The following is a 12742-nucleotide window of genomic DNA, read 5'->3' on the forward strand; positions in this document are numbered from 1 at the left end:
GCCCCACCACCACGCCCGCCGCACGACCGCGCCCCGCCCACCGCTCGGCCGAGTTGCCGGGCAATCGGGCGTATTCCGCCCGGCCATAGGCCCGACTGCCCGGCAACTCGGACCACTCGGACCGCCCGCACCACTCCGGAGACTCGGACCACTCGGGGGACTTGGACCGCGAGGGGCGGGTTGACCGCGATCATGGAGGCATGGCCTCGGCGGCGGCACGGCGGAAGGGCAGCGGCCCGGCCGTCCTGCTCATCCTCGGGTCGATGCTGTCGGTGCAGGTCGGCGCGGCCGCGTCGACAGGGCTGTTCGACGCCGTCGGCCCGGCGGGCACGGCGTGGCTGCGCCAGTGCTGGGCAACCGTGGCGTTCTGGCTGATCGCCCGCCCGACGTGGCGGTGGCTGCGCGCGCAGCGCCGGGCCGACCTGGCCGGAGCGCTGCTGCTGGGCGCGGTGAGCGCGGTGATGAGCGTGGCGTTCTTCGAGGCGATCGCGCGGATCCCGCTGGCCACCGCGGTGGCGCTGGAGTTCCTGGGCCCGCTGGGGCTGGCGGTGGTGCGGCGGACCGGCCGGTCCGGACTGGTGTGGCCGGTGTTCGCGCTGGCGGGCGTGCTGGCGCTGACCCGGCCGTGGCGGGGCGGCGTCTCGGTGGCCGGCGTCGCGCTGGCGCTGGTCGCGGCGGCCGGGTGGGCGGCGTACATCCTGCTGACGCAGCGGGTCGGCGACCGGTTCGAGGGGGTCAAGGGGCTGGCGGTGGCGATGCCCGCGGCGGTGGTGGTGACGGCGCTGTTCGGCGTGCCGCAGGCGGCGGGCGGGCTGACCGGCCCGGTGGTGGCGCAGGCGGCGTGGCTGGCGCTGCTGCTGCCGGTGCTGCCGTACGCGCTGGAGCTGCTCGCGCTGCGCCGGCTCAACGTGGCGGCCTTCGGCACCCTGATGTGCCTGGAACCGGCGTTCGCGCTGCTGGTCGGTGCGGTGCTGCTGGGCCAGGCACCGGCACCGGCGCAGGTGCTCGGGGTGGCGCTGGTCGTCGTGGCCGGGATCGGCGCGCAGCGCACCGGGCACCGGTGACGGGAAGCACTTCGACCGCGCGCCAGATTGGTTAGGCATACCTAAGAAGCTAGGCTGGTTTCGGCCCGGTAGCGGGCCGGACAGGCGTGGTCCACACTGGATCTCCAGCCGTCGCTGCCGGGGAGGGGTTCCCATCAACACCGTGCCGAACACCGACGACACGCTCCCCGGCGCCCGCGCTGCGGTGCTCGCCCGGCTGTGGGGTGCCCTGGTCCGCGAGCCGCTGCCCGGCGTGGCCGAGCGCCGGGTGTACGGCACGGACGTCCTGGTCACCCTCGCCTCCGGCCAGCGGCTGATGGGCAGCGCCGCGATGGCCGAGATGTTCGCCGTCGCGCCGGAGGGCCTGCGCATCGCGCTGGAGACCGAGCGCCACGACGACCCCGCCGCGCTGCTGCGGGCCCTCGACCTGCCCGGACATCCGCGGCGGCTGGCCGAGGAGGTCGCCGACAGCGTGGTGCAGCTGGCCCTGGCCCGCGCCGGGCAGCCCGGCCCGCACCGCGGCACGCCCGTGCTGGACGCGCTGGCCGGTCGCGCCGACGGCCTGGCGGTGCTGGAGCAGGCCGTGGTCGACGGCCACCCGCTGCACCCCTGCTGCCGCACCCGGCTCGGCATGTCCCAGGCCGAGTCCCTGGCGTACGCCCCCGAGCACCGGCCCACGGTGGGCCTGGAGGTGTTCACCGTCCCGGCCAGGCGCTGGCTGACCACGGGCGCGGGGCTGGCACCCCGGCTGCCGGTGCACCCGTGGCAGCGCGAGCACGTGCTGTCGGCGTACCCCTTCCTGAAACCGACCGGCGAGAAGATCGCGGCCCGGCCGCTGATGTCGCTGCGCACGCTCGCCGCGGTCGCCGACCCCACCCGGCACTACAAGACGTCGGTGGACGTGCAGATGACCAGCGCGGTCCGCATCGTCTCCCCCGCCGCGGTGCGCAACGGCCCGGTGGTGTCGAAACTGCTCGCCCAGCTCGGCGCCGACCTGGGCCTGTCGGTGTGGCCGGAGCTGGCCGCGGGCGCGGTGCTCGACGAGTCCGGGCAGCCGCTGCGCAGCCTGGCCGTGGTGGCCCGCCGTGCCGCCCGCCCCGGCCCGAACGAGGTGATCCTGCCGGTCGCGGCGCTGTCGGCGCCCTCGCCGGCCGACGGCCGCCCGCTGCTGTGCGAGGCGGTGACGTCGGGCTACGGCGGGCACCCCGCCGGGTTCGTCGCCGACCTGGCCGGGCTGATCGTGCCGGTGCTGCTGACGCTGCTGCACCGGGGTGTGGCGCTGGAGGCGCACGGGCAGAACCTGCTGGTCACGCTCAGCCACGGGCGGCCCACGGGGCTGTCGTACCGCGACATCGGCGGCATCCGGGTCAGCCCGCAGCGGCTGCGCCGCCACGGCGCGGACGTGCCGGCGCTGCACGGCGACCTGGCCACCGACGACCCCGCGCAGCTGCGGGCCAAGGTGCTGGCCTCCGGCATCGCGGTCGCGCTCGGCGAGCCCATCGCGACCGTCAGCCGGGAGTACGGTGTCGACCCGGCCGCGCTGTGGCGCCTGGTCCGCGACCGGGTCGAGGCGCTCTACGACGCGCTGCCGCCCTCGGCCGCCGGCGACGCCCGCGCGGTGCTCGGCGACACCCTGCCGCTCAAGGCCACCACGGTGATGCGGCTGGCCGACGATCCGCTGGCCGACGTGTGGGCCGCGCTGCCGAACCCGCTGGCCCAGTGATGCGCACGCTCGACGGCTCGATGGCCGCCGAGGTGGCCGGGATCGCCCCGGACCTGCTCGACGGCTACCGCGACGCGCTGCCGCGGGCGCGCGAGGCGGTCGCGACGCGGCTGGCCGAGGCGCTGTGGCGCGAGGACCTGGGCGACGCGCGGCGGCGCTTCCGGGGCACGGTGCACGGGTTCGAGCGGGTGGTGCTCGGGCCGGTCGCCGACGACCCGCTGTCGCTGACCGACCATCCGGGGCTGCGCGCCGAACTGGACAGCGCGGTGCACGGGCTGGCCCTGGCGTACGCGCGGCGCGCCGTACAGGACCCGGGGCACCGGGCTGCCGCGACCGCGCTCGGGCTGCCCGACCTGCCGTCGCTGCTGGCCGACCTGGACCCGGACGAGCGGGTGGCGCGGCTGGAGCGGCTGGCCACCGAGGGGCACAACCTGCACCCGTGCGGGCGGACCCGGCTGGGCTGGGGCGCGGCCGACATGATCGCGCACGACCTGGAGACCGCGTCGACGGCGGTCGGGTTCGTCGCCGCCGGGCCCGATCTGGTGCTCGGCGACGACCCGGCCGAGCGGCTGGGCGTCGCGGCGCCGCCGGGGCGGCGGGTGCTGCCGGTGCACATCTGGCAGCTGCGGCGCCTGCGCGAGCGGCACCCGGAGCTGTTCGCCGACGGCACGCTGCGGGTGCTCGACCCGGTGCTGCCCGCACTGCCCACGGCGGCGCTGCGCACGGTGCTGCTGACCAACCGGCCCGGCCCGGCCGTGTACCTGAAGCTGTCGCTGGACGTCCAGATCACCTCGACCCGGCGGACCATCTCGGTCGCCTCGACCCGCAACGGGCCCGCCCTGTCCGCGGTGCTCAGCGCGCTGCTCGCCGACGACCCGGCCGGGGAGCGGCTGCTGCTGATGACCGAACCGGCGGGCACGGCCGCGCTGGTCGGCGACTCGCGCCAGCTGAGCACCATCGTCCGCGACGGCCTCGGCCCGCTGCTCGCGCCGGGCGACGAGCCGGTGCCCGGCAGCGCGCTGGCCGCGGTCGACCCGGTCAGCGGCGGCACCGTCCTGTCCGGCCTGGTCGACCGGTATGCCCGCACCCGCGGACTCGCGTCGCCGCAGGCGGCCGCGACGGGCTTCCTCACCGAGTACGCCGAACTGCTGCTGCCGCCGGTGCTGCGCCTGGCCGCCCGCTACGGCATCGGGCTGGAGGCGCACCTGCAGAACTGCGTGCCGGTGTTCCGCGGCGGCGTCCCGCACCGGATGGGCATCCGGGACCTGGCCGGGATGCGCGTGCACGAGGGGCGGCTGGCGGCCGCCGGGATCGGGCTGCGGCTGTGGCCGGGGTCGGTGATCGGCACGGGCGACGAGCCGGTGCTGCTGGCGAAGGTGGCGTACACGGCGTTCCAGGCGCACCTGGGCGAGGTGGTGCTGCGGCTGGGCCAGTCGCACGGGCTGGCCGAGGCCGACGCCTGGGCGGTGGTGCGCCGCGTCGTGGACGCCGCCCTGGCCGGACATCCCGACCACGCCTTCTACACCGCGCCGACGGTGCCGCACAAGGCGCTGACCAGGATGCGCCTGGCCGGTTCCGGCGATCTCCACGTGCCCGTGCAGAATCCGCTGTATGCCCGCTGACCTGCCGCCGCGCGTGGCCGAGGCGCTGCGCGCCCTGCCCGACCCGGTCTGCGCCTACGTGTACGACCCCGCCGTGCTCGCCGACCGCGTCGCCCGGCTGCGCGCCGCCCTGCCCGGCGTGGCCGTCTGCTACGCGGTCAAGGCCAACGGGCATCCCGCGCTGGTCGGTGCGGCCGCGCGGGTCTGCGACGGGCTGGAGGTCGCCTCCGGCGGCGAACTGGCCCTGGCCGAGGCGGCCGGGGCCCGCCGGATCGTGTTCGGCGGCCCGGCCAAGACCGACGCGGAGCTGGCCGCCGCGCTGCGGCTGCGCGCCACCGTCAACGTCGAGAGCGTGCACGAGCTGCGCCGGTTGAGCCTGCTCGCGGCCGAGGTAGGCGAGACCGCCGAGATCACGCTGCGGGTCAACCGGGCCGAGGGCGGGCTGCCGGGCACGCACGCGATGGCCGGGGCCGCCACCCCGTTCGGCGTCGAGGAGGCGCAGCTGCCCGAGGCGGTGGCGCTGGCGCACTCGCTGCCGGGCGTGAACCTGACCGGCTGGCACCTGCACGCCGTCTCCAACAACCTCGACGCGGCCGCGCACGCGCGGTTCCTGGCCGAGGCGCTGGACTGGTCCGTCCTGGTCGCCGACAAGCTGGGGGTGGCGCTGCGCAGCGTCAACGCCGGTGGTGGATTCGGCGTCGACTACGCCGGGGACGCCGTGTTCGATCCGGCGGCGCTGCGGTTCGACGTGCCCGCCGGGATCGAGCTGGTGGTGGAACCGGGCCGGTGGCTGGCCGCCGACGCGGGCTGGTACGCCGCGCAGGTGCTGGACCTGAAGCAGACCCACGGCCGCTGGTTCGCGGTGCTGCGCGGCGGGACCCACCACTTCCGGCTGCCCGCGGCGTGGGGCTACAGCCACCCGTTCACGGTGCTCCCGGTCGAGCACTGGCCGTACCCGTGGCCGCGGCCGCAGGTCGAGGAGACCGCCGTGGACGCGGTCGGCGAGCTGTGCACGCCGCGCGACGTGCTCGCCCGCGACCGGCACGTCGAGCGGCTGCGCGTCGGCGACGTGCTGGTCTTCGGCCGCACGGGGGCGTACGGCTGGGACATCTCGCACCACATGTTCCTGCGCCACCCCGAGCCCGATTTCGTGGTGCTCTGACCCGGTTGCGGGTCACCCCCTGTGACCTCGCCGTCTACCCAGCGAATCGGATGATCACGACATGGTCCGCGCTGTTCGAGCTGGCTTGACAACGTCCTAGACTGTCCCGGTCCAGCACCGTCCCCGTGGTGCCCGACACCTGTTCCACCCCCACCCCCACCCCTTGAAATGCGGAGGCCCCGATGCCGAACGGCCGTAGCTCCGCGGTCCGATCGCACCGGCGCGGTGGCGGCCGGCGCCGCACGATCGCACCCTGGCTCGTCATCCCGATGGCACTGGTGCTGGTCGGCTCCGGGCTGACCATCGGTTACGTGTACCTCATCAAGAACGCCTGCTCCGGCAGCACCCAGGCCACCATCGTGGCGCCGCCGACGACTGCCGCGCTGCTGCAGGACCTGGCGGGCAAGTGGGCGCAGACCAACCCGTCGGTCAACGGCGTGTGCGCCTCGGTGAAGATCGGCGTGCAGGAGACCGCGGTCACCGTGGAGGCGCTCGCGCACGACTGGGACCCGACGGCCTCCGGCCCGGCTCCCGACGTATGGGTGCCCCCGTCGAGCGCCTGGGTGAAGAAGGCCGCCGCCGCCAGCGAGACCGCCGACCGGCTGCTGCCGGACCTGCTGCCCAGCGTGGCGCGTACGCCCGTCGTGATCGCGATGCCCCGGACCGTCGCCGAGCAGCTCAACTGGCCCAACACCAAGCTGGACTGGAAAGACCTGCTCGACAAGCTCGCGCAGGACAAGTCCATCAAGATCGGCATGAGCAACCCGGCGACCTCGACCGCGGGCCTGCTCGCGCTGTCGGCGATCATCGACGCCGACGACAACACCGAGGTCGACTCCACCGAGCTCGGCCGGGTGTTCCAGCTGGAGCAGCGCCTGTCGGTGTACAAGAGCACCACCGAGGAGCTGTTCGCGGAGTACGTCGCCGGCCAGGGCAAGTCGCTGACCGCGTTCCCCGCGCTGGAGCAGGACATCGTGCGCCACAACGAGGCCCACCCGGACCTGCCGCTGGTCGCCGTCTACCCGCAGAACGCGACCACCGAGGCGGACAACCCGTACCTGGTGCTGAAGAACGCGGCGTGGACCAGCAAGGAGCGGGTCGACGCCGCCCAGGCGTTCCTCCAGTACCTGCGCGAGGAGCCCGCCCGGGCCGAGGTGCAGTCGATGGGCTACCGCGACTCCAACCGCGTGCCCGGTCCGAAGCTGTCGCAGAACAACGGCGTGGTCAGCAAGCTGACCGCGCTGCCGGGCGGCGTGCTGCTGAGCGAGTCGATCACCCAGACGGTCAACACCTGGACCGCGCTGACCCGCCCGACCAACATGCTGCTGGTGCTGGACGTGTCCGGCTCGATGGGCAGCGTGGTGCGCGGCACCGGCCTGACCAAACTGGACCTGACCAAGTCGGGCGCCGGGGCGGCGATCCAGCTGTTCGGTGACGACGCCCAGGTCGGCCTGTGGGCCTTCTCCTCGCAGCAGTCGGGCAAGAAGGCCTACCGCGAGGTGGTGCCGGTCGGCAAGCTCAACGACGACGTCGACACCGACGGGGAGAGCGCCTCGCGGCGCGACACCCTCGTGTCGCAGCTCAAGGAGCTGGAGCCGGGCGGCAACACGGGTATGTACGACACGGTCTGGGCGGCGTACCAGACCATGCAGAAGCAGTACGTCCCCGACGCCACCAACATGATCGTGCTGCTGTCCGACGGCGCCGACGACGACCAGCTCCAGGGCCTGAAGCTGGAAGAGCTCACCGCGAAGATCAAGGCGGCGGACCCGAGCCGGCCCGTCAAGATCGTCACGATCGCGCTGGGCAAGCCGGAGAACAGCACCGCCCTCGCCAAGATCAGCGCCGCGACCGGGGAGAACACCTACAGCTCCGAGCGGTCGTACGACATCGGCAAGGTCCTCATGAGCGCCATCTTCGACGTCAACTGACGCACCCGCCCGAAGGGCCCGCCCCCACCGGGGCGGGCCCTTCGCCGTACCCGCCCCACCCCAAACCTCCGACCCCCACCCCCGCCGACCCCGAACCCGATCCAGCCGCCCCGCCCAGCCGCCCCGCTCAACCCGCTCAGCCCGCTCAGCCCGCCCGGCCCGCCCGGCCGCCCGGCCGCCCGCCCCGATTTTCATAGACGCTGGCCTATTACGTGGAAGATGATCTTCTTGGAAACGATGTAATAGGCCAGCGTCTATGAATGGCGCCGCGGGGAAGGCCCCCTCCCGACCCCGCGGAGATCCAGGCGGCCAACTCCGACCACAGACGGCGATCTTCACGCGGAGATCGCGGTTTCCGGTCAGCTTCAGCGGCTCAGGCCCAGGTTTTGACCGACGACGGCGATCTTCACGCACCGACGGCGGCGATCTTCACGCGGAGATCGCGGCTTCCGGTCACCTTCGGCGGTTCGGGGCGAGGTTATGACCGAAGACGGCGATCATGCCCACGCGGGCGCCGTTTCGGAACCACGTTCGCAGGCCACATCGCCGCCCTTCCCCGCCGCCGGCGCCGCAATGGGTACCCCCGGGGCTCGGCGTCTCACCACCCCGGCCAGCCGAATCGATCACGGTGCCAGGGTGGCGACACACCGTCGAACCCTGCCATAAGTTCATGATCAACGGATAGGGGGCGGGGGCGGCGGAGGTGGGGTGGGTGGGGTCAGCTGTGGAGGGCGGTGCGGACTGGGGCGGCTTTGGCGGCGGCTTCGGCTACCTCGGCCCACGGGTCGGAGTCGATGGTGATGCCGCCGCCGGCCCATACGTGGACAGAGGTGCCGTCGACGGCGGCGGTGCGGATCGTCAGGCCCAGGTCGATGCTGTCGGGACCGATCCAGCCCAGCGCGCCCATGCTGACACCCCGCCCGACCGGCTCCAGCCGGGCGATCTCGGCCAGCGCCGCCAGCTTCGGCGCCCCGGTGACCGATCCGCCGGGGCAGACGGCGCGCAGCAGTTCGGCGAGCCCGGTGCCGGGCCGGATCCGGGCGGTCACGTCCGATTCAGCCTGCCACAGGTCGCACCAGGGCCGCAGCGCGAACAGCCGGGGCACCCGGACCGTGCCGGTGACGGCGACGTGGGACAGGTCGTTGCGCATCAGATCGACGATCATGACGTGCTCGGCCCGCTCCTTGGGCGAGGCGAGCAGTTCGGCGCGCCCGGCGGCGGTGGCCGGGGCGGTGCCCTTGATGGGGCGGGTCAGCACCTCGCCGCCGCGTACGCGCAGCAGGGTCTCCGGCGAGCCGCAGCCGATCGCCCAGCCGTCGCCGGACAGGATCCCCGCGTAGCGGGCGCCCGGCAGCCGGGTCAGCCGCCGTAGCGCGGGCAGCGGATCGCCGGTGTACCCGGCCGAGGCGTGGCCGACCACGTTGACCTGGTATACGTCGCCGCGAGCGATCGACGCCCGCACCTGCTCCACCGCTGCGGCATGGTCTGCGGGGCTCCAGGAGGGCCGCCAAGCCCCCAACCGCCAGTCGCCGTGCGTTTGCCCGGACGGGGCGTCCGGTTCGCCCTGCGGGCGTACGGTGGCGGAGTGCGCGTAAACCACCGCGACCACGTCCGGCACCGAGGGGACGGGGCTGGGGGCGCCCTGCCGGCCGCCCGCCATGGCCGCTCCACCGGCGGCGGAGACGAACAGCGCCGCGCCGCAGATGTCGTGTTCCCGATCGGGCACTTCCGAAGAAGTACAACAAGCGGACACATCATTCACAATGAGGTTATGGCGGGTCAGAAAAGATTCGACAAGAGCGGCCGGGTCACCCGGGTCACCCACGCGCCACTCGAACCGGGAGCGTTCCCACGCCTGGTCACGGCACGATGCCGGAATGCCAGGGATGTCCCTGGCCGGACCATGGGTGGGGTATAGACCGACCGGCTTCATTCGTCTCGTCCGAACGGTTGATAAATGAAAACGCCCAGCGTCACCTGCTCGTAAAAGGCTCGTTCGGCTTGGTAGCGTGCGTCACTGTTCATGTGATCGACCGCACACCGGCGCCGGTTCGCCTCTGACCGAGCAACCACGCCCTCACCCCTAACCGAATCGCGGAGAACCCCGAGATGTTGTGCCAGCACCAACCGCAGTGCCCGTCCGCCGACGCCATCGACCACGATGCCGCCAAGGTGGTGGCTTCCTTCCCGGAGCAGGGCTGGAGCCTCCTCTGCAACGGTGTCATCGTCTTCGAGGACACCGGCGAGCTGCTCCCCGACGGGTCGAGCGTCGCCCCGCACCGCGGTCCCGCGGTGCACGCGATGGCCTGACGGATCACACCCTAAGGCTCTCACCAGGCGGCAGAGCTGCCGCCGTCCCCGCCACGCCGGCCGGCCCGAGGTTGTGTCCAGGCCGGCGCGACGCGGGGTTTCATCGGCTCACCGCCGTCAGGCGAACGCCTCCGGCGGCGGGCAGGAGCAGACCAGGTTCCGGTCGCCGTACGCCCCATCGATCCGGCGCACCGGCGGCCAGTACTTCCCCGCCCGCTCCGACGCGCTCGACCGCGCCGGGTACGCCGCGACGCTGCGCGGGTAGGCGTGGGGCCACTCGTCCCCGGTCACCATCGACGCCGTATGCGGCGCGTTGACCAGCGGATTGTCGTCGGAGGGCCAGTCACCCGAGCCGACCTTGTCGATCTCGCGGCGGATCGAGATCATCGCGTCCACGAACCGGTCCAGCTCGGCCAGGTCCTCGCTCTCGGTCGGCTCCACCATCAGGGTGCCCGCCACCGGGAACGACATCGTCGGGGCGTGGAAGCCGTAGTCGATCAGGCGCTTGGCCACGTCGTCGACGCTCACGCCGGTCGCCTTCGTGATCGGACGCAGGTCCAGGATGCACTCGTGCGCGACCAGGCCCTTGTTGCCGCTGTACAGCACCGGGTAGTGCTCGCGCAGCCGCGCCGCGACGTAGTTGGCCGCCAGCACCGCGGTGCCGGTCGCGGCCGCCAGCCCGTCCGGGCCCATCATCCGCAGGTACGCCCACGGGATGGGCAGGATCGAGGCGCTGCCGTGCGGCGCCGCGCTGATCGCGGACACGTCGTTCGAACCGGGCAGGAACGGCGCCAGGTGCGCGCGCACCGCCACCGGGCCGACGCCGGGGCCGCCGCCGCCGTGCGGGATGCAGAACGTCTTGTGCAGGTTCAGGTGCGACACGTCCGCGCCGAACTTGCCCGGCTTGGCGAAGCCGACCAGCGCGTTCAGGTTCGCGCCGTCGACGTACACCTGGCCGCCCGCCTCGTGCACCTTGGCGCAGAGGGAGGCGATGCCGGTCTCGTACACGCCGTGGGTGGACGGGTAGGTCACCATGATCGCGGCGAGGTCGTCGCGGTGCTTCTCGATCGCCCGGTCCAGGTCGACCAAATCCACGTTGCCCGAGTCGTCGCAGGCCACCACGACCACGCGCATGCCCGCCATGACGGCGCTGGCCGCGTTGGTGCCGTGGGCACTCGACGGGATCAGGCAGACGTCGCGGTGGGAGTCGCCGTTGGCGCGGTGGTACGCCCGGATCGCCAGCAGGCCTGCGAGCTCGCCCTGCGAACCGGCGTTGGGCTGCACGCTGACCGCGTCGTACCCGGTGACCTCGGCCAGCCAACCCTCCAGCTGCGTGATCAGCTCGCGGTAGCCCGCGGTCTGCGCGGCCGGGGCGAAGGGGTGGATCTGCCCGAACTCCGGCCAGGTCACCGCCTCCATCTCGGTGGTGGCGTTGAGCTTCATGGTGCACGAGCCCAGCGGGATCATGCCCCGGTCCAGCGCGTAGTCCAGATCGGACAGGCGGCGCAGGTAGCGCAGCATCGCGGTCTCGGAGTGGTGGCTGCGGAACACCTCGTGCGTCAGGAACTCGGTGTCGCGGGCCAGCCCGGCCGGGATCGCCGACCCGCCCGATACGGCGGCCAGCTCCACCCCGAACGCGGCGGCGACCGCGCGCAGGTGCAGCACGGTGGTGGTCTCGTCGCAGGCGATGCCGACCCGGTCGGCGTCGACGCGGCGCAGGTTCACGCCCGACGCGGCGGCGGCCGCGACGATCTCGTCGGCCCGGCCCGGCACGACCGCGGTCACGGTGTCGAAGAACGCGCCGTGCGCCACCTCGACGCCGCCCGCGCGCAGCGAGTCGGCCAGCCGGACGGCGGCACCGTGGGCGTGGCGGGCGATGCCACGCAGGCCGTCGGGGCCGTGGTAGACGGCGTACATGCTGGCCATGACGGCGAGCAGGACCTGCGCGGTGCAGATGTTGCTGGTCGCCTTCTCGCGGCGGATGTGCTGCTCGCGGGTCTGTAGCGCCAGCCGGTAGGCCGGGGTGCCGTCGATGTCCTTGGAGACGCCGACCAGGCGGCCGGGCAGCGAGCGCTCCAGCCCGGCGCGTACGGCCAGGTAGCCGGCGTGCGGGCCGCCGAAGCCCATCGGCACGCCGAAGCGCTGGGCCGAACCGCAGGCGATGTCGGCGCCGATCGAGCCCGGGGCGCGGACCAGGGTCAGCGCCAGCAGGTCGGCGGCGACCGCGACCAGCGCCTGGCGGGCGTGGGCGGCGGCGATCAGCTCGGCGTGGTCGCGCAGCGCGCCGGAGGCGCCCGGGTACTGCACGTGCAGGCCGAAGAACTCGGCCGGGAGCTCCTCGGTGTCGAGGTCGACGACGCGCACCTCGATGTCGAGCGGCTCGGCCCGGGTGGTGATCACGTCGATGGTCTGCGGGAGCGCGTCGGCGTCGACGACGTACACGTTGCTCTTGCTCTTGGCCGAGCGGCGGGCCAGCGTCATCGCCTCGGCGGCGGCGGTGCCCTCGTCCAGCATCGAGGCGTTCGCGGTGGCCAGCCCGGTCAGGTCGGTGACCATGGTCTGGAAGTTGAGCAGCGCCTCCAGCCGCCCCTGCGAGATCTCCGGCTGGTACGGGGTGTACGCCGTGTACCAGGCCGGGCTCTCCAGCACGTTGCGCTTGATCACGCCGGGGGTGTGCGTGCCGTGGTAGCCCAGGCCGATCATCGAGGTCAGCACCGCGTTGCGCGACGCCAGGGTGCGCAGCTCGGCCAGGGTCTCGGCCTCGGTGGCGGCGGCGGGCAGGTCGAGGGTGCCGTGCCAGCGGATCACCTCGGGGATGGCCGCGTCCATCAGCTCCTCGATGGAGGAGTAGCCGATGGCATTGAGCATGCGTTCGGTGTCGGCGGAGCCGGGGCCGATGTGACGTTCGACGAAAGCACTCATATGGGACTCCGGGGTCGAGGACCTAAGCCCTCCCCCTCTGTCGCGTCGCT

At 73.4% G+C, this 12742-nt stretch carries 8 protein-coding genes; 6 read left to right on the plus strand and 2 right to left on the minus strand.

Features of this window, described 5'->3' with window-relative positions; translation table 11 throughout:
* Nucleotides 1-200 precede the first annotated feature (200 nt).
* The 5 genes from Cs7R123_RS08740 (at nucleotide 201) to Cs7R123_RS08760 (ending at nucleotide 7460) form a co-directional block, all read left to right on the plus strand.
* The gene (locus tag Cs7R123_RS08740) at nucleotides 201-1064 is read left to right on the plus strand and encodes a DMT family transporter (protein ID WP_212824989.1); all 864 of its coding nucleotides are present in this window, start codon (nucleotides 201-203) and stop codon (nucleotides 1062-1064) included.
* Between the two features lie 142 nt (nucleotides 1065-1206).
* Nucleotides 1207-2766, plus strand: a complete 1560-nt coding sequence (locus tag Cs7R123_RS08745; RefSeq protein ID WP_212824991.1) for an IucA/IucC family siderophore biosynthesis protein — start codon at nucleotides 1207-1209, stop codon at nucleotides 2764-2766.
* A complete protein-coding gene (locus Cs7R123_RS08750) occupies nucleotides 2766-4388 on the plus strand; it encodes an IucA/IucC family siderophore biosynthesis protein (RefSeq protein WP_212824993.1) in 1623 nt (540 codons plus the stop codon). The genes Cs7R123_RS08745 and Cs7R123_RS08750 overlap by 1 nt, the downstream gene beginning before the upstream one ends.
* A complete protein-coding gene (locus Cs7R123_RS08755) occupies nucleotides 4378-5529 on the plus strand; it encodes an alanine racemase (protein ID WP_212824995.1) in 1152 nt (383 codons plus the stop codon). The genes Cs7R123_RS08750 and Cs7R123_RS08755 overlap by 11 nt, the downstream gene beginning before the upstream one ends.
* 182 nt (nucleotides 5530-5711) lie before the next feature.
* Entirely contained in the window at nucleotides 5712-7460 is a 1749-nt protein-coding gene (locus tag Cs7R123_RS08760) for a substrate-binding and VWA domain-containing protein (RefSeq protein WP_212824997.1), read from the plus strand.
* A 718-nt stretch (nucleotides 7461-8178) separates the two neighbouring features.
* Here the strand turns inward: Cs7R123_RS08760 and Cs7R123_RS08765 are convergent.
* A complete protein-coding gene (locus Cs7R123_RS08765) occupies nucleotides 8179-9393 on the minus strand; it encodes a chorismate-binding protein (RefSeq protein ID WP_212824999.1) in 1215 nt (404 codons plus the stop codon).
* Nucleotides 9394-9572: 179 nt separating this feature from the next.
* On the opposite strand from Cs7R123_RS08765, the gene Cs7R123_RS08770 reads away from it, so the two are divergent.
* The gene (locus Cs7R123_RS08770; protein ID WP_212829021.1) at nucleotides 9573-9770 is read left to right on the plus strand and encodes a DUF5999 family protein; all 198 of its coding nucleotides are present in this window, start codon (nucleotides 9573-9575) and stop codon (nucleotides 9768-9770) included.
* A gap of 117 nt (nucleotides 9771-9887) precedes the next feature.
* Here Cs7R123_RS08770 and gcvP read toward each other — a convergent pair whose 3' ends face one another.
* Nucleotides 9888-12692: an aminomethyl-transferring glycine dehydrogenase gene (gene gcvP, locus Cs7R123_RS08775; protein WP_212825001.1), complete on the minus strand. Its 2805-nt coding sequence runs from the start codon at nucleotides 12690-12692 to the stop codon at nucleotides 9888-9890.
* Nucleotides 12693-12742 lie beyond the last annotated feature (50 nt).

Origin of the sequence: Catellatospora sp. TT07R-123, assembly GCF_018327705.1 — a bacterium.
Taxonomy (GTDB): domain Bacteria; phylum Actinomycetota; class Actinomycetes; order Mycobacteriales; family Micromonosporaceae; genus Catellatospora.

Bases quoted from the DNA above. Each gene is read 5' to 3' on its own strand.
- gcvP (WP_212825001.1), bottom strand. From the start codon at position 12,692: ATGAGTGCTTTCGTCGAACGTCACATCGGCCCCGGCTCCGCCGACACC.
- Cs7R123_RS08750 (WP_212824993.1), top strand. From the start codon at position 2,766: ATGCGCACGCTCGACGGCTCGATGGCCGCCGAGGTGGCCGGGATCGCC.
- Cs7R123_RS08765 (WP_212824999.1), bottom strand. From the start codon at position 9,393: ATGAAGCCGGTCGGTCTATACCCCACCCATGGTCCGGCCAGGGACATC.
- Cs7R123_RS08760 (WP_212824997.1), top strand. From the start codon at position 5,712: ATGCCGAACGGCCGTAGCTCCGCGGTCCGATCGCACCGGCGCGGTGGC.
- Cs7R123_RS08755 (WP_212824995.1), top strand. From the start codon at position 4,378: ATGCCCGCTGACCTGCCGCCGCGCGTGGCCGAGGCGCTGCGCGCCCTG.
- Cs7R123_RS08740 (WP_212824989.1), top strand. From the start codon at position 201: ATGGCCTCGGCGGCGGCACGGCGGAAGGGCAGCGGCCCGGCCGTCCTG.